This is a genomic window from Halomonas sp. HK25, assembly GCF_047795635.1.
Lineage (GTDB): Bacteria > Pseudomonadota > Gammaproteobacteria > Pseudomonadales > Halomonadaceae > Halomonas.
In genome coordinates this window covers 2,251,265-2,268,760 of the sequence record NZ_CP181044.1, presented here as the reverse complement: position 1 = coordinate 2,268,760, position 17,496 = coordinate 2,251,265, and the positions used below count along the sequence as shown (strand labels likewise).

The window sequence follows — 17,496 nt, the reverse complement described above, 5'->3', positions numbered from 1 at the left end:
AGTGACCCATGAACGACGATCATGACACCGGTCATGATCCTCGTCTCGAACGGATTCGGGCCTGGCTTAGCCAGGCCCGTTTCTTCGCGGAGGAGGTCTACTCCTCCCGCTACCGGGGCGCCATCGCCCGCGCCCGTCGAGACGAGGACGACCTCTTCATGCTGTTGGTGTTCTCCGAGATGATGGGGGTGCCCAACCCGGCGGCCTACTACACCCTGGAGCTGCAGCCGCTGCTGCTGGAGCGCTTCCACGACTGGCACCGGCGGATGGGCATGGAGCGCTCGCCGCTGGATCATTTCAAGTGCTGTTAAGGTGACTGAGGCTGGTTCTTTCTGGTGGGAGCCACGCTTTGTGGGCGGTCCGACGTCTCGGTGAATGGAGACGTGAATCTCAGCTGAGGCTGATCACTCATTGTGGGAGCTGGGCTTTGCCCGGCGAATGGAGACCGAAGGGCTCCTGGGCGGTATTAGCTTACCCAAGCAACACCGCCGGGCGCCTGCGGCGCCATTCGCTCGGCAGAGCCGATCTCCCACCAGTAACTTTCAGGGCCGCTGGCTGAGGCCATTCGTCGAAACGTCGAACCGCGGGATAGCCCAGCTCCCACCAGTCGCCCCAAGCATGGCAAGTGGAGTCTCGTATGAAGGAATTACTGAACAAACGCCTGCTGTGGGTGGGCGGCAAGGGCGGGGTCGGCAAGACCACCGTCGCCGCGGCCCTGGCGGTACTGGCGGCCCGGCGGGGCCGGCGGGTGCTGGTGGTTTCCACCGACCCGGCCCACAGCCTCGGCGATGTCTTCGACCGTGAGCTGGGCGACGTGCCGTGTCGGCTGCTGCCCAACCTGGACGCCATGGAGATCGACCCGGATGCCGAGGTGGAGGCCCACCTGGCGCGGGTCACCGAGCAAATGCGCCGCTATGCCGCGCCCGAGATGATGAAGGAGCTCGAGCGCCAGATGCGCCTGACCCGCCAATCGCCGGGCACCCAGGAGGCGGCGCTGCTGGAGCGGCTGTCGCGGCTGATCACCGATGACGAATCCGACTGGGACCTGATCATCTTCGACACCGCGCCCACCGGCCATACCCTGCGCCTGCTGACCTTGCCCGAGGCGATGGCGGCCTGGACCGATGGCCTGCTGGCCCACAACCGCAAGTCGGAGGAGCTGGGCAAGGTACTCTCGCATCTGACGCCCAAGCGCGGCCGCGACGTGGCCACGCCCTTCGATGATCCCCAGGAAGATCCCCTGTCCGACCTGGACGAGAAGACCCGTGATGTGGCGAAGACCCTGATCGATCGCCGGCGGCTCTTCCACCGGGCGCGGCGGCGCATCGAGAATGCCGACGAGACCGGCTTCCTGTTCGTGCTGACGCCGGAGCGGCTGCCGATCCTCGAGACCGCCCGCGCCGTGGCCACCCTGGAGGAGGCCCACGTGCCGGTGGCCGGCACTCTGGTCAACCGGGTGATTCCGGCGGATGCCGACGGGGAGTTCCTGCGCGCCCGCCGCGAGCAGGAGGCGACCTATCTGACCCGTATCGACGAGGTGCTCGGCCACCTGCCGCGCCCGCGGCTGCCCTGGCTGCCCACCGACGTGCAGGGCATCGAAATCCTGGAGCAGCTGGCCGACCGTCTGGAGGGCGAAGGCTTCTAGGTCGCTGCGTCGAGGGGCTGCAGGTGTCGGGTGGGCCAGTGTACGACGGCGGTGTGGCGATGCATGCGCTCGGCGAGCCAGGGGTGGCGCTCCTGGATCACCCGGCTGGCGAAGTCGGCCAGGAAGCGCGACTTGAGCTCGGCCCGGGCGCGGTCGACGCCCACCGCTTGATAGGGGGTGGAGGCGAGCAGCATGAAGCCGTCATCGGCAATGCGCCCGGCGGCCATGTTGGCGTCGATGATATCCGCGGCGGTGCCGATGGGCTCGGCCAGGTCCGGGCCATAGGGGCCGACGATCAGGGCGGTGTTGGGCAGGTGCAGGAAGTCGAAGCCTCGGCCCACGCAGACCACCCATTCGCGGTGCTCGATGTCGAGTTCCCGGGCCACGCCGCGCAGGCTCGCCGCATGGATCAGGTTGCCTTCCAACAGCGGCAACAGGTCGCGGCGGATATCGGCCGGCATGTCCGGGCAGAGGGCGGCGACACGGTGGCCCAGGCCGTCGACGTCGGCCGCATCGATCGCACCGATATCCAGGGTCTCATCCCCCTCGCCGTGCAGGATCAGGGCATCACCGTCGGTCTCGAAGCCGCACACCAGCGGGTAGACGTGCTGGTGGTCACGCCCGAAGAGCTGCTCGGCCTGGGCGCGGATCTGGCGGGCGTGGGCCAGGGCGGCGCCGGCGTCACAGCCGAAGCCGGCGCAGCCCCGCATGCGCTCACCCCGGGAGAAGTGGTAGGTGATCATCAACAGCGCCCCGTGGCCGGCGCGGATGCCCTCGGCCACCGCCTCGGTGACCAGTTCGCCCAGGTAGGGCCAGCCCAGGTCGAAGATGCCGCCCAGGTTGCGAAAGGGGGTGATGATGCCCAGCGGTGTCCGGGTGGCGTGGGGGATATGGATGCGCCCGTCCATGCACTTGAATACCAGCAGCCGGGTGGGGTGCCGGGCCAGGTAGCGCTCCCGGGCCAGGGTGGCCGAGGGGCTGCAGAAACTGGCGGCATGCTGGCGGGAGAGGGCCAGCAGCGCCTCGATGCGCTCGCCGATGGGGCGGTCGTGGAGTTGGATGGGCATGGGGCTGACTATAGCTCAGTCTTCTCCTTGAATTCGCAGAGGTCTTCGATCACGCAGCTGCCGCAGCGCGGCTTGCGTGCCACGCAGGTGTAGCGTCCGTGAAGGATCAGCCAGTGGTGGGCGTCCTGGCGAAACGCCTTCGGCACGTGGCGGATCAGCTTCTTCTCGACCTCGACCACGTCCTTGCCCTTGGCGAGCCCGGTGCGGTTGGCGACCCGGAAGATATGGGTGTCCACGGCGATGGTGGGCTCACCGAAGGCGGTGTTGAGGATGACGTTGGCGGTCTTGCGGCCGACGCCGGGCAGCGCCTCCAGGGCGGCGCGGGTCTGCGGTACCTCGCCGCCGTGCTTGTCGACCAGCAGGTGGCAGGTCTTCATGAGGTTTTCGGCCTTGGTGTTGTAGAGGCCGATGGTCTTGATGTGCGCCTTGAGCTCGTCGATGCCCAGCTCGATGATCGCCTGGGGAGTATTGGCCACCGGGAAGAGCCGCGCGGTGGCCTTGTTGACCCCGACATCGGTGGCCTGGGCGGAGAGCAGCACCGCGGCGAGCAGTTCGAAGGGGGTCTCCCAGTTCAGCTCGGTGGTGGGCTCGGGGTTGTGTTCGCGCAGTCGCGCGAAGATCTCGAAGCGTTTCTGGGCGTTCATGGCATCTTGTCGTTACTTGTCGGGCGCCTTCGGCGCCATTCGCCCCGCAGAGCGTGTCTCCCACCAGAAGGAACAGGCTTCGGTGGCAGTATGATGGCCACTTGGCTGAAAGCTACTGGTGGAGCTGGGCTTTGCCCGGCGAATGGCGCTGCAAGCGCCCAGCGGTGTTGTTTGCCTTATTAGGCCGTGTCTGTCTGCTCCAGCGCCTTCTGGGCCTCGGCGAGCAGTTGCTCGGCCTGGGGGAGTTGGGCCCTGGCGGTGGCCTCGGCCTCGCTGTCGCCGCGGCGCCGGGCGCTCTCCAGGTGCTGGCGCACGCGCTTCACGGCCTGTTCGGCGGCCTTGAGAGCCATCCGGCGCTGACGCGGCTGGCCGGAGCCGGCAGCAGCGCTTGAACCGGCGTCCCCTTCGGTACCCGAGCGGCGATGCTGCTGCATCAGCCGCTTCTGGCGCTCAAGCCGCTTCTCCTTGGCCTGCCGGGCCAGCCGAGCCTGGCGGGCGCGGTGGCGGCGGCGACCGAGGTCTGCGCGGCGCGCCAGGTAGGCGTCACGCTGCGCTTCGCTCTCGGCGGCCTGCCAGGCGGGGTGGGGCAACAAGTCGATGCAATCCACGGGGCAGGGTGCCACGCATAGTTCACAGCCGGTGCACTCATCAATGATGACCGTGTGCATGCGCTTGGCCGCGCCGAGGATGGCGTCCACCGGGCAGGCCTGAATGCACTTGGTGCAGCCGATGCACTCCGCCTCGCGGATCACCGCGGCCAGCGGCAGCTGGGCGAGCTCCGCCAGGGGCTCGACCGGCCGGCCGGTCAGCGCGGCCAGCCGCTCGAGCGTGGCATCGCCGCCCGGGGGGCAGCGGTTGATCGGCTCGCCTCCGGCGATGGCCTCGGCGTAGGGCAGGCAGCCATCGAAGCCGCACTTGCCGCACTGGGTCTGCGGCAGCAGGGCATCGATGGCCTCGATCAAGTCGTGTCGACTCACGGTGACCTCAGGTCACCCGCTGGCCGGGCTCGGCGCCGGCGTCCGGCGAGAGCAGGTAGATGCCCTCGTCGTTGGCCGAGGCCAGCACCATGCCCTCGGAAACGCCGAAGCGCATCTTGCGCGGCGCCAGGTTGGCCACCATCACGGTGAGCCGGCCCTCCAGTGCCTCGGGGGCGTAGGCGGCTCGGATGCCCGAGAACACCGTGCGGCTCTCGCCGCCGAGATCCAGGGTCAGCTTGAGCAGCTTGTCGGCGCCCTCGACGTACTCGGCCTTGGCGATCCGCGCGATACGCAGGTCCACCTTGATGAAGTCGTCGAAGCCGATCTCGTCGGCGATGGGCGTCTCGGCCAGGGGCCCCTTGGGGCTCTCCTTGAGCTTCTGTTCTTCCACCAGATCCTCCTTGGACGCCGCCATCATGGCGTCGATCTTCTCCCGCTCCACGCGGGTCATCAGCGGCTTGAACTTGGCGATCTCGTGATTCAGCAGCACCTCGTGGCGGCTGTGCCAAGCCAGAGAGTCGAGCTTCATGAACTCGCGGGCATCCTCGGCCATGGCCGGCACCACGGGGGCCAGGTAGACCATCAGCTGGCGGAACAGGTTGAGGCCCGCCGAACAGATCTCCAGCACCTCCTGCTCGCGGCCCGCCTGCTTGGCCAGTACCCAGGGCTCGGCGTCGGCGATGTAGGTGTTGGCCTCGTCGGCCAGCTCCATCACCCTGCGCATGGCGCGGCCGAACTCCCGGGTCTCGAACAGCTCGGCGATCTCGTCGCCGGCACTGATGAAGCGAGCCACCATCTCCGGCTCGGCGCAGTGGGCCGAGAGCCGGCCGCCGCCGAGCTTCTTGACGAAGCCGGCGCAGCGGCTGGCGATGTTGACCACCTTGCCGACCAGGTCGCTGTTGACTCGGGCGCTGAAGTCCTCGAGGTTGAGGTCGAGGTCATCCACCCGGGAGGTGAGCTTGGCGGCGAAGTAGTAGCGCAGGTACTCCGGGTTCAGGAAGTCCGCGTAGGTGGCGGCCTTGATGAAGGTGCCTCGTGACTTGGACATCTTGGCGCCATTGACGGTGACGAAGCCGTGGCAGTTCACCGCCGTGGGGGTGCGGAAGTCGGCGCCGTGCAGCATGGCCGGCCAGAACAGGGCATGGAAGTAGACGATATCCTTGCCGATGAAGTGGTAGACCTCGGCCTCGCTGTCCCTGTGCCAGTAGGCGTCAAAGTCGAGGCCCTGCCTGTCGCAGAGGTTCTTGAAGCTGGCCAGGTAGCCGATCGGCGCGTCCAGCCAGACATAGAAGTACTTGCCCGGGGCATCGGGAATCTCGAAGCCGAAGTAGGGGGCGTCGCGGGAGATGTCCCATTCGTTGAAGCCGGCCTCGAACCACTCCATCAGCTTGTTGCGGATCTGCGGCTGGACGTGACCGTCGTTGATCCACCGATGCATGAAGTCGGCGAAATCCGGCAGCTTGAAGAAGTAGTGGGTGGAGCTGCGCACCTCGGGGGTGGCCCCGGAGATGGCCGATACCGGGTCGATCAGCTCGGCCGGCGTATAGGTGGCGCCGCATGCCTCGCAGTTGTCGCCGTACTGGTCGTCGGCACCGCACTTGGGACAGCTGCCCTTGATGAAGCGGTCGGCCAGGAACAGTCCCTTCACCGGATCGTACATCTGCTCGATGTCGCGGGTGGCGATATGACCCTTGTCGCGCAGGCGGGTGTAGATCAACTCGCTGAAGTAGCGGTTCTCGTCGGAGTGAGTCGAGTGGTAGTTGTCGAAGGCCACGCCGAAGGTGGCGAAGTCCGCCTGGTGCTCCCGGCTGACGCGATCGATCAGGGCCTCGGAGGTGATGCCCTCCTGCTCGGCGCGCAGCATGATGGCGGTGCCGTGGGCGTCGTCGGCGCAGACATAGTGGCACTCGTGGCCGCGGCTCTTCTGGAAGCGCACCCAGATGTCGGTCTGGATGTACTCGAGCAGGTGGCCGAGGTGGATGGCGCCGTTGGCGTAGGGCAGGGCGCTGGTAACCAGGATCTGGCGCTTGGCGGTCGTCGACATGTCGGCTCTGGATTCCCGTGAAAATCAGGCCGTCGATTGTAGCGGTCTTGGGGCGCGGCTGCATCCGCGCCGCGTTCGCGCTTGGCGAGTCTCGAGCCGTTCGGTTAAAATAGAGCCATCGAGAGTCGTTCTGCATGGAACGCGGCCGCTCCGATGTCTCATCCTACCGCCGTCACGCCTCTCCTGGAGCCATCCCGACCCAACGAGACTTCACGGAGTAACGCTCATGCGTATGCGTCATGCCCTGCCCCTGATTGCGGCCACTGCCCTGCTGGCCGGCTGTGCCGGCACTGCCATCTCGCCGACCTACACCAGCGTCGACCCCGACCTCATGCGGATTGGCGATGATCGACCGGCCAATCCCGACAAGCGCGTCGAGGAGATGGGTTCCTACTGCCTCGAGATCACCGAGACCTGGAACGACCACGGCACCACTCCGGATGGCCAGAGCCTGTGGGCCAAGGACACCGCCCGCAAGGTCGTGCCCTGCAGCTGAAGGGGAGAAGCCTGAACGAACGAGCGCCCGGTGCCTACCCGCACCGGGCGTTTTTCGTATGGGAAATCGTCCCCCTTCGCCCCGCGGAGCGTGGCTTACACCAGTCGGATCTGCCTCGGTAGGAGCGGGCTGATCTCCTACCAGTGGGCTCAGGAGGAGCCGCCACTGGACTTGGAGTCGGCCATCAGCATGTCGTGATCGCGGGGCGGCTGACACTGGGTGCGTGCGCCAGGGGTGAGGTAGGGACGCAGGATCGGCTCCATGCCCTTGAGCACCTGCACCGGCAGGGCCGAGGTGAAGCGGAAGCGGTCAGCATCGCTGCCGATCACGTAAGCGGTGAGGGTGCCGAAGTGGTCGTCGCCCAGGTAGAAGACATAGGTGGCGGTGCGGTTGCGCGCTTCGGAGTGCACCACCTGGCCCGAACGGGTGACGGTCTGGAAGCGGTTGTTGCCGGTGCCGGTCTTGCCGCCCAGCGTCAGCGGGGTGTCATCTTCCATCAGGAAGCTGCCCTGCAGGCGGCGAGCGGTGCCGCCCTCCACTACCTGGGAGAGGGTCTGGCGCAGCACCGCGGCCACTTCCGGTGCCATCACCTGGCGGGCGCGGCTGTGGTCGGGCAGGAAGCGGGTCTCGTAGGGGCTGCCCTCGGCCAGGTGCAGGTCATCGATGCGCAGGGTCGGCAGGCGCACCCCGTTGTTGAGGATGATGCCCATCAGCTCGGCCAGCGCCGCTGGGCGATCCCCCGAGCTGCCCACCGCGGTGGCCAGGGACGGCACCAGGTGGTCGAAGGGGTAGCCGAGCCGCGCCCAGCGCTGGTGGATATCGAGAAAGGCTTCGACCTCGAGCATGGTGCGGATGCGGGTGTCGCGGGCGCTGCGGTGGCGAGTGCGCAGCAGCCAGCCGTAGACCTCCTGGCGCCCCTCGCGGCTGGCGGCCTCGGCGTCGGCGTAGCTGGCCTCGGGCTGGTCCTGCAGGAAGCCTACCAGCCACAGCTCCAGCGGGTGCACGCCGGCGATATGCCCCTGGTCGGAGAGGGTGAGGGCGCTGGGGTCGCTGCGCTCGAACAGCGCGGAGGGCTGGAAGCCGGCGGCGCTGCCGTTCAGCCGTTCGGCGATGAAGGCGGTGAAGCCGATGGGGTCCGCCTCCGGGTAGAGATAGCGATAGACCGCCGCCAGCCGTCGGGCGCCGGGACGCAGCCCGCCCAGGAAGGCCTCCAGGCGCTGCTCGGGGGGCAGGGCCTGATACTTGCGCCAGAAGCGCTGCAGGAACACCCGGCCCTCGCGGTCGGCGAAGTTCGCCAGATAGTCCAGGCGTCGCGGGTCGGCGTCGTCCTCCAGCAGCTGCCGGCGATTCTCGTTGTGGTGAATGCTGGTGTTCACCAAGTCGCGCATCAGGCGGATGAAGGGCAGGTTGAGGGACTCGCGCATGGCCTCCTCGAGGGTGGGATTGCGGCCGTTGTCCTCGCGGCGGAAGTTGCTGAAGGTGTGGCGCCCGCCGCCGGTGAAGAAGGCCTCGTGGGGGCTGGCCGAGTAGCGGCGCTGCATGGACTGGGCCAGCAGCGCCTCGAGCGAAAGGTCCGGGGTGGCGATCAGGCGTTCGATCACCCAGCGGCTGAGGTGATCCTGGCGGTCTACCGGGAGCTGCCTTAGCGTCTCGGCCGGCAGCCCACGGTGGCGGCCGTGCAGCTCGGCGATCATCTCCAGGTAGGTGGCCAGCACCCGCAGCTTGGCGGTGGAGCCGAGCTCCAGCTTGCTGCCCTCGTTGATATCGAAGGGCTGGCCGCTGTTGTCGGTCTGCACCCGCACCCGGAAGCCCTCCTCGCTGCGCTCGAAGAGGGTAAAGCTGTAGCGCACCTCGGCGGTCATCTCCGGCGCGAGAAGGCGCTCGCCGAGCAGGCCGATCTCGCCGGCGAAATCGGGGTCGGCCAGGCGGTACAGGTAATCGGTGGCGTCGCGCTGCAGGTCGGGGTGCAGGGTGGTACGGGCGGTCAGGTCCAGGCGATCCAGCTCGTGCAGCGAGACGCCGAGCATGCCCCCCAGGCGGGTGCGGGCCACCTGCAGCCCTTTGTCGCGGGGCACCCGATGGGACACCGGCGCGGCCTGAAAGTCACGGAAGACGAGGCGCTGGGCCAGGGCCGCATCGCTCAGCTCGGCGGGCAGCACGCCTTCATTGGCGAGCAGCCGCAGGTGGCTGTCGGTCACGCGCTCCAGCGCCTCGCGGCCGCCCCGGAGGTACCAGGAGGGACGGCGTTGGGCGATCATCAGCGCGAGCACCTGACGCACCGCCAGGCCCCGGCGTTCCAGGGCGTCGGGGCCACTGAAGTCCGGCACCAAAAGACGGTTGGTCTCATCGAGGTCGGCGCCGAACCACACCCACAGGCCGTCGGCCAGGCCGTGCACCTCGCCATGGCCGGGGGCGGCGGCCAGCGGCACGCTGTTGAGGTAGTCCAGAGCGATATCCTGACGGGCGGTGAGGGTCTCGGGGCCGTGGCGGTAGCCGCGCACGCTCGCCGAGGCCATCTGACGCAGCTTCTCCATGGGCGTGTCGGTGCGCCCGCCGGGGGAGTGGCGGTACTTCTCGATCTGGGTGGCCAGGGTGCTGCCGCCGGCCGATTGGTCCGAAACATCCAGGGCGCGGCTGGCCTGGGAGAGGGCGGCCCGGGCGAAACGCGGCCAGTCCACCGCAGGATTGGCGTTGGGGGCGCTGGCGTCGAGAAGCTGGCGGTTCTCGATGAACAGCAGCATCTCCAGCACCAGCGGCGGGACCGCCGCGAAGTGGGGAAAGTGGTGCCCGGGGTGGCGGTAGGCGTAGAGGGTTTCGCCGGTACAGCTCTCCAGGGTCAGGCCGGCGCGGGTCTTCTCGCCGTAGGGCGGGAAGAAGCCGTGGCTGACGTAGTCCATCAGCGCCGGCGAGAAGCGCGCCTGACGCTCCACCAGGAAGTCGCGTTTGACCAGCCGGGCCTGGAAGTCCGGCAGGCGGGTGTAGCCGAGCCGCTCGTCGAAGGGGCCATGGGTGGGGGCGAGCAACCGCTCGCTGCGGCCGGGGGCGATGCTCCAGGTCAGCGTGGCAGCGTAACGGGAGAACTCCTGGGACTGGAAGCGCGAACTGCGTGCCTCGGCCACCAGCAGGGTAGCAAGAGCGCTTGCCACCAGTACGAAGAGCAGCAGCAGCCACAGGCCGAGGCGACGCCGCCTGGGCGGCGGTTCGGCCGAGAGCCAGGCGCCGGGCGGTCGCGGCCAGCCAGTATCGAGCAGCGGCTCGTGGGTCTGCTGGCTGTCCATGCATCACCTCCGTCCTGAACCGGTACAAGTCCGTACCTATTCCCTGAGCGTAGAATGATTCTGGCGTTTGAGTAGCGAAATGTAACTATCGGGAAATGGCGTTTCGATAGACGCCCGGCAGGGACGGGCGTCGGGGGGGAACGTTAATTGAAGTGCCGCAGAAGAGGGGCGGTCAGGAGGGGGAGGTCAGTAGAGCGCCTGCTCCTCGTCTACCACCTCCTTGAGCAGTTCCAGGAAGAGCCGGTCTGCCTCGGAGTGTTCGGCAGGATCCTCGGGGATATGCACGCTGGTGGTGTCCGAAATATCGTTGGCGATGCGCGCCATTACCGTGCTGCCACCGCCTTCGGGCAGGTGGCGGCGGGCGATGTCGAGCGACTGCTCGAGGATCTTCGGGTCCTGCAGCAACTTCTTGATGAAGCCGCGCAGTTCGTTGATGACCCGGGTCTTCTGAATTTGCGATGAGGACATGGCCTTCTCCTTGGGTAACGTTGCCGTGCCGCAGTGGCAAGACAATATCACGTTTATCCGATTCGGAAGAGAGGCTGGCAGGAGAGGGGCTGGCTGACCAGGGAGGCCGCCTTCCGGAGGAGTCGGACCATCTGGGCCAGGCAAGTCAAAGTACGGGCATGTAAGCCCTGGCTTACATCAAGAGGGGAGTATGTCGTCGCCATGCCGAACCGCGCTGAGTGGACAAACGGCATAGCTTGGTTACACTGGGTAACAAATAATACTACTGTCAGCCAAAAGTGCTGATCCCCTCCTTATGGAGCGACTACGATACTGGTAAATCCATGGCTTCAGGGGGTGGAGAGCGGGATAAGGATGCGCCATTCCGGCCAGGAGGAGCCACGCCGGAAATGCGGCCAAGAGCAATAAATCACTTCCTGCCGGGTATCGGCCGAGGGTCAGCACCCGGGGATCATGCAAAAGGGAATCACCATGACACGCGCCACCGAAGTAACCCGTTACCTTCACGACCGGCGCCGTCTCGCCGGAGCCGCCGTTGTCGGGTCCGTCCTGACCCTGCTGCCGTTGGCCGCTGCGGTGGCCCAGAGCCTGCCCCCGGGACTCGCCCGGCCTGGTTCCACCGACATAACCGAAGTGGTGCGCCAGGCACTGACCACCAACCCCGAGGTGCACGCGGCCTGGAATGGCCTGCGCGCCGCCGGTAACGATGTGGGCGTAGCCCGTGGCAACTACCTGCCGAGTATCGATGCCGCCGCCGGCATCGGGCGTGAGTACCGAGAGGGTGATCCCAATACCAGCGGTAGTTATGAAACCAGTTTTGCCGAACTGACCCTGTCGCAGATGATCTGGGACGGCTTCGCTACCCGCAACGAGGTGGAGCGCCTGGATCGCGCCAAGCTGGTGCGCTATTACGAACTGCTCGGGGCCAGCGAGAGCGTGGCCCTGGAGGCGTCCCGCGCCTATCTGGACGTGAACCGCTACCGTGAGCTGGTACGCCTGGCTCAGGACAACTACGCCGATCACCTGCGCGTGTTCAATCAGATCGAGGAGCGGGTGCAGTCCGGTGCCGGGCGCGGCGTCGATCTGGAGCAGATCAGCGGTCGCCTGGCGCTGGCCGAATCCAATCTGATGACCGAGGCCGCCAACCTCCACGACGTGACCGCCCGCTATCAGCGCATCGTCGGCCAGCTGCCCGCCGAGAGCCTGGCGCCGGCGCCGACGCTTGACGACCGTCTGCCACCCAATGTGGCCGAGGCGGTGAACCTGGCCTTCCAGGGCAATCCCGAGTTCCACGCCGCCATCGAGAACATCGAGGCGAGCCGTGCCGAGCAGGCCGGCACCCGCGCCGACTTCCAGCCGCGCCTGGACCTGCGCGGCCGTACCGGCACCTACGACAGCAGCGACGGCAATTTTGACCCCTTCGGTCGCCGTGACCGCCACAGCATCGAGCTGGTGGCTAGCATGAACCTCTATCGCGGCGGTAGCGACCTGGCCTCCTTCCGTGCCGCCAGCGACCGCGTCGAACAGTCGATCAACCAGCGCGAGGCGGTGTGTCACAACATCCGCCAGACCACCCAGATCGCCTACAACGACACCCGCCGCCTGCGCGAGCAGATGCAGTACCTCAACCAGCACCGCCAGTCCATCGACCGGGTGCGCGGCGCCTACCAGCAGCAGTTCGACATCGGCCAGCGCACCCTGCTCGATGTGCTGGACAGCGAGAACGAGTTCTTCGAGGCCAGCCGCGCCTTCGTCAATGCCCAGTACGATGTGTCTCTTGCCGACGCCCGTACCCTGGCCGCCATGGGGCAGCTGATGCCGACCCTGGGCGTGGTGCGTGACGACATGCCGACCCTGGCCGAGATGGGCAGCGACGGCGTGGCGCTCAACCCCGAGGTGGTCTGTCCCGCCGACGGGCCAATGGGCTTCACCCTGCAGGACTTCACCGGTGGCATCAGTGCGCCGGCGCCGGTGCGGGCGCCGGACGTGACTCTCTCCGCCGATGCGCTGTTCGCCATCAACAGCGCCGAACTCTCCGCCGAGGCCCGCGGTGAGCTTGGCCAGCTGGTGCAGCAGATCCGTGGCATGAATAACCTGGAGCGAGTCTTCATCGCCGGCCACGCCGACAGCACCGGCAATGGCGCCATCAACGATCCACTCTCCCAGCGACGCGCCGACAGCGTGGCCGACTACCTGGCCAGCCAGGGCGTGGAGCGCGGCCGGGTCCAGACCCGAGGCTACGGCTCCCGCCAGCCGGTGACGACCAACGACACGGTGGAGGGGCGCCGGCAGAACCGTCGCGTCGAGGTGACCCTGGAGCGGGTGGGCGAGAATCTGGACCTGGGCATCGCGCCGGTCGCTGTGCAGCCCCAGGCACTGGTCGCCGGGCGCGATCCGGTCTCGCGCGCCTGGGCCGAGCCGGTGGCGCCCACGGTCGTCAATCTCTATGCCGAAGTGGACGCCTTCGTCGCGCCATCGCCGGGCCAGTTGGCCGGCCGCTAGGCTGATGCGCCGGCGTTCCCGCCACTCCTTTAGGCTGCAGCCCCGTCGGCACCGTGCCGGCGGGGTTTTCCCACTCATGAGGTGTTCGTGAGCCAGAGAGAATCCCTGGATCCCCCGGAGGCACCGGGCTCCCGCTCGGCGGTACCCGATGAGCTGCTGGAGTGCCTGCAGAGCGTCGCCACCCTGCACGACCGGACCACCACGGCAGAGACCCTGACCGCCGGCCTGCCGCTGGAACAGGGCAGGCTCACCCCCGGAGTCTTCCCTCGGGCAGCGGCGCGGGCGGGCATGACGGCACGCCTGGTCAAGAGCCGCCTGGTGCAGCTCAACCCGGCTCTGTTGCCGGCGGTGCTGCTGCTGGAGCCGGGCCGCGCCTGTGTGCTGGTGGCCCTCGATATCAAGGCGCGCCGCGCCCAGGTGATCTTTCCGGAGCTGGGTGATGCGGTCAGCGAGGTGAGCCTCGACGGCCTGCAGGCCAGCTACGGCGGCCAGGCGATCTACGTGCGGCCGCGCTTTCATTTCGATGCCCGCGGGCCCGAGGTGAACAAGCAGCGTAGCCGCCACTGGTTCTGGGGTGTGATCCGCGAGAACCGAAAGCTCTACCGCGATGTCATCGCCGGGTCGGTGATGATCAACCTGTTTGCGGTGGCGATGCCGCTGTTCGTGCTCAACGTCTACGACCGCGTGGTGCCCAACCACGCCACCGAGACGCTATGGGTGTTGGCGGCGGGCATCATCATCGTGCTCTGCTTCGACCTGGCGCTGCGCTTGATGCGCAACGCCTTCGTCGACCTGGCGGCCAGCCGAGCCGACGTCAAGCTCTCTTCCTCGATCATGGCCCGCGTGCTGGGGCTGCGCATGGAGGCGAAGCCGGCCTCCACCGGCTCCTTTGCCGCCACCCTGCAGTCCTATGAATCGGTGCGTGCCTTCACCGGCTCGGCCACGGTGGTGGCGCTGGTGGACCTGCCCTTCGTGCTGATGTTCGCCGCCATCATCGCGCTGATCGGCCCGCCGCTGGTGATCCCGGTGCTGGTGGGGATCCTGGTGGTGCTGCTCTACGCCCTGGCGGCCCAGGGCAAGCTGCATCAGCTCTCCGAGACCACCTGGCGGGTCAGCGCCCAACGCAACGCGACTCTGGTGGAGTCGGTCTCCCAACTCGAGACGGTCAAGGCCCTGCGCGCCGAAAGCAGCATCCAGGGGACCTGGGAGAAGGCCTCCGCGTTTCTGTCGCGCACCGCGGCCCAGCTGCGCCTGGTCAGTTCCTCGGTCTCCAGCGTCGCGCTGTGGGCCCAGCACTCGGTGGCGGTATGCGTGGTCATCATCGGGGTCTACCTGATCATCGATGGCAACCTGACCCAGGGTGGGCTGATCGCCGCCTACCTGCTCTCCTCACGGGCCATGGCGCCGGTCAGCCAGGCGGCGGCGCTGCTGGCGCAGTATCACCAGTCCTCCACCGCGCTGCAGTCGCTCAATGGGGTGATGGCGCGCCCGGTGGAGCGCCCCGAGGGCAAGGCCTTCGTCAGCCGTCCGGCGATCCGCGGCGAGATCCAGTTCGACAAGGTGACCCTGCGCTACCCGGAGGAGGAGCGCGAGGCCCTGCGCGACGTGACGCTGAAGATCGAGGCCGGTGAGAAGGTGGCGCTGCTGGGCCGGGTGGGCTGCGGCAAGACCACCCTCAACAAGCTGATCCTCGGGCTCTACCAGCCCACCGCCGGCGCGGTGTTGATCGACGGCGTCGACCTGCGCCAGTTCGATCCCATCCAGCTGCGTCGTCAGATCGGCTACGTGCCCCAGGATGTCAGCCTCTTCTTCGGCACCCTGCGCGAGAACATCGTCGCCGGCGGCGGAAGCGAGGGCGTCGATGATGAGGCCATGCTGCGAGCCATCAAGCTCAGCGGCCTGGAGAGCCTGGTCAATGCTCATCCTCAGGGGGTGGACCTGCCGGTGGGCGAACGCGGCCAGGCCCTCTCCGGCGGCCAGCGCCAGGCGGTGGCGATCGCTCGCGCCCTGGTCAACGACCCCCGGATCCTGCTGCTCGATGAGCCGAGCAGCGCCATGGACCATGCCAGCGAGGAGGCCTTCAAGAGCGATCTCAAACAGTTTTCATGGGGCAAGACGATGATCGTGGTGACCCACCGCACCTCGCTGCTTTCACTGGTGGATCGCATCATCGTGATCGACGCCGGCAAGGTGATGGCCGACGGGCCGCGGGACAAGGTGGTAGAGGCCCTGCGCAAGGGCCAGATCGGGAGGGCGCGCTGATGGCCGGCAAGGGCTCAAGCAATGACATGCGCAGCGCTGAACAACGCGGCTTCGAGGCGATCGGGCGCTTCTCCGAGGCGGGGGGCAAGCCGTTTCGCCCCTTCATGGATCGCCTGTTCGCCAAGCGCGTCACCGCGGCGCACCTCAACCGGGACTGGGCCAGCGACGCCGACTGGGCGCGCATGCAGCAGGATCCGATCCGCGCTCGGGCCTTCCTCTATGGGGTGCTGCTCACCGTGGTGGCACTGCTGGTGTGGTCCTATTTCGCCGCCATCGACGAGGTGACGCGCGGCAGCGGCCGAGTGATTCCCTCCAGCCAGCTGCAGCGTGTACAGACCTTCGACGGCGGGGTGGTGCAGGAGATCCTGGTGCGCGAAGGCCAGCTGGTCGAGACCGGCCAGGTCTTGATGCGCATCGACCCGACCCGCTTCGTCTCGAGCTTCCGCGAGAACCGCGCCCAGGCGCTGTCGCTCGAGGCCCGGGGCGAGCGGCTGCGCGCCCTGATCACCGAGTCGCCCTTCGACCCCTCGGAGAATCTGCGTGCCGAGGCCCCGGATATCGTGGCCCAGGAGCGCGAAGTCTACGAGAGCCGCCGTGCGGAGCTGCGCGAACAGGAAAACATCCTGCAGGATCGCATCCGCCAGCGACAGGAGGAGCTGCGAGAGGCGCGCGCGCGTCGGGATACCGCCCAGCGTGAGGCCAACATGACTAGCCAGGAGCTCAACCTGACCCGGCCGTTGCTGCAGTCGGGGGCCGTGTCGGAGGTAGACATCCTGAGGCTGCAACGGGAGGTGTCGCGGGCCACCGGTGAACGCGACCAGGCCGCGGCGTCGGTCTCCCGGCTGGAGTCCGCCGTGGAAGAGGCGCGCAACCAGCTGAGCGAGCTCGGTATCGAGCGGCGCAGTGACTGGCGCAACGACCTTGCCCAGGTCATGGGAGATCTTTCCGCCCTGGACGAATCCAGTGCCGGCCTGCAGGACCGCGTGCGCCTGGCCGAGGTGCGCTCGCCGGTGGATGGTGTGGTGCAGCGGCTCAACATCAACACCATCGGTGGGGTGGCCCAGCAGGGCCAGGAAGTGGTCGAGATCGTGCCCAGCGACGATCAGCTGCTGGTCGAGGCGCGTATCGCCCCGCAGGATATCGCCTTCCTCAGGCCCGGCCAGCCCGCGACCATCAAGCTCACCGCCTACGACTTCGCCATCTATGGTGGGCTTCAGGCCGAGCTCGACCACATCAGTGCCGACACCATCACCGATGATAACGACAACACCTTCTACCTGGTGCGCGTGCGTGCCAAGGACGGTGAGGAGGTCAACCAGCAGCTCGCCGTGATTCCGGGCATGACCGCTCAGGTCGACATCATGACCGGCAAGCGCACCGTCATGCAGTTCATGCTCAAGCCCGTGCTGCGGGCGTGGAGTGACTCAATGGGAGAGCGATGATGGCGACCTACTTCATCAGTCAGGGACGTGACGAGATTCCCCGCTGGCGCGAGGCGTTCAGCGACGCCCGGTTGATCTCGCCGAGGGAGATCAATGCCAGGATGGTGCGCGGCGATTGCGTATGGGTGACGGTCGATACCCAGGGTTGGCCACCCCTGGTGGCCGAACTGCAACGGCGCGGTGCTGCGGTCGGCGTGATGAGCTATTCACCCAGTGCCACCGAGGCCTTCCAGGCCCTGGAGAGCGGTGCACGAGGCTATGTGCATGCGCTCTCGTCGCCTGAACTGCTGCGCCAGGCACAGCTGGTGATCCTGAACCAGGGGATCTGGGTCCCCCCCGACCTGATGGCCCGCGTGGTGGGCGGGACCTTTCGCGCGCTGGGCGGCCTGGACCAGGCCCAGTCGGAGGAGTTTCAGTCGCTGACCGAGCGTGAGCGTACGGTGACTCGTGCCGTGCTGGAGGGGCAGAGCAACAAGGAGGTGGCGCGCTCGCTCGGGATCACCGAGCGCACCGTCAAGGCGCACCTCGGGGCGGTGTTCGCCAAGATCGGCGTCCGCGATCGCATGCAGCTGGTGCTGCGACTGTCGCGGCTTACCACGTCGCTGGTGGACGCCGGGCAGGAGTAAAGCGTCCAGTCAGACGAGCTCGACTCCTTGATTCAGATCAAGCCG

13 protein-coding genes are annotated in these 17,496 nt (G+C 67.4%); 7 read left to right on the top strand and 6 right to left on the bottom strand.

Annotation, left to right across the window (positions count from 1 at the left end):
* Positions 1-8: 8 nt before the first annotated feature.
* Together ACM26W_RS10890 and ACM26W_RS10885 are read left to right on the top strand one after the other, a co-directional pair.
* On the top strand, positions 9-311 hold the full coding sequence (locus ACM26W_RS10890) for a cory-CC-star protein (protein ID WP_416137022.1): 303 nt from the start codon (positions 9-11) through the stop codon (positions 309-311).
* Positions 312-637: 326 nt separating this feature from the next.
* Complete coding sequence (locus ACM26W_RS10885) at positions 638-1,645, top strand: ArsA family ATPase (protein ID WP_416137021.1); 1,008 nt, start codon at positions 638-640, stop codon at positions 1,643-1,645.
* Here ACM26W_RS10885 and ACM26W_RS10880 read toward each other — a convergent pair.
* The 4 genes from ACM26W_RS10880 to metG form a co-directional block, all read right to left on the bottom strand.
* Positions 1,642-2,712, bottom strand: coding sequence for a hypothetical protein (locus ACM26W_RS10880; protein WP_416137020.1), 1,071 nt, complete (start codon positions 2,710-2,712; stop codon positions 1,642-1,644). The genes ACM26W_RS10885 and ACM26W_RS10880 overlap by 4 nt on opposite strands.
* An 8-nt stretch (positions 2,713-2,720) precedes the next feature.
* Positions 2,721-3,356, bottom strand: a complete 636-nt coding sequence (nth, locus tag ACM26W_RS10875; protein WP_416137019.1) for an endonuclease III — start codon at positions 3,354-3,356, stop codon at positions 2,721-2,723.
* Between the two features lie 179 nt (positions 3,357-3,535).
* Positions 3,536-4,333 (bottom strand): RnfABCDGE type electron transport complex subunit B, encoded by a 798-nt coding sequence (locus tag ACM26W_RS10870; protein WP_416137018.1) that lies wholly within the window; start codon positions 4,331-4,333, stop codon positions 3,536-3,538.
* 7 nt (positions 4,334-4,340) lie between these two features.
* On the bottom strand, positions 4,341-6,377 hold the full coding sequence (gene metG / locus ACM26W_RS10865) for a methionine--tRNA ligase (RefSeq protein WP_416137017.1): 2,037 nt from the start codon (positions 6,375-6,377) through the stop codon (positions 4,341-4,343).
* 226 nt (positions 6,378-6,603) lie between these two features.
* On the opposite strand from metG, the gene ACM26W_RS10860 reads away from it, so the two are divergent.
* Complete coding sequence (locus ACM26W_RS10860; RefSeq protein WP_416137016.1) at positions 6,604-6,873, top strand: hypothetical protein; 270 nt, start codon at positions 6,604-6,606, stop codon at positions 6,871-6,873.
* 149 nt (positions 6,874-7,022) lie between these two features.
* On the opposite strand, the gene ACM26W_RS10855 is transcribed toward ACM26W_RS10860, so the two are convergent.
* On the bottom strand, positions 7,023-10,151 hold the full coding sequence (locus ACM26W_RS10855) for a transglycosylase domain-containing protein (RefSeq protein WP_416137015.1): 3,129 nt from the start codon (positions 10,149-10,151) through the stop codon (positions 7,023-7,025).
* 186 nt (positions 10,152-10,337) lie between these two features.
* Entirely contained in the window at positions 10,338-10,619 is a 282-nt protein-coding gene (locus tag ACM26W_RS10850) for a hypothetical protein (protein ID WP_416137014.1), read from the bottom strand.
* 471 nt (positions 10,620-11,090) lie between these two features.
* Between ACM26W_RS10850 and ACM26W_RS10845 the strand changes: the two genes are divergently transcribed.
* The 4 genes from ACM26W_RS10845 to ACM26W_RS10830 all read left to right on the top strand — a co-directional run bounded on the left by ACM26W_RS10845 (position 11,091) and on the right by ACM26W_RS10830 (position 17,451).
* Positions 11,091-13,121 (top strand): TolC family outer membrane protein, encoded by a 2,031-nt coding sequence (locus ACM26W_RS10845; RefSeq protein WP_416137013.1) that lies wholly within the window; start codon positions 11,091-11,093, stop codon positions 13,119-13,121.
* Positions 13,122-13,208: 87 nt separating this feature from the next.
* Positions 13,209-15,383, top strand: coding sequence for a type I secretion system permease/ATPase (locus tag ACM26W_RS10840; RefSeq protein ID WP_416137012.1), 2,175 nt, complete (start codon positions 13,209-13,211; stop codon positions 15,381-15,383).
* Positions 15,383-16,825 (top strand): HlyD family type I secretion periplasmic adaptor subunit, encoded by a 1,443-nt coding sequence (locus tag ACM26W_RS10835; protein WP_416137011.1) that lies wholly within the window; start codon positions 15,383-15,385, stop codon positions 16,823-16,825. Before ACM26W_RS10840 ends, ACM26W_RS10835 begins: the two co-directional genes overlap by 1 nt.
* Entirely contained in the window at positions 16,822-17,451 is a 630-nt protein-coding gene (locus ACM26W_RS10830) for a helix-turn-helix transcriptional regulator (RefSeq protein ID WP_416137010.1), read from the top strand. Before ACM26W_RS10835 ends, ACM26W_RS10830 begins: the two co-directional genes overlap by 4 nt.
* The last annotated feature ends 45 nt before the right edge of the window (positions 17,452-17,496 follow it).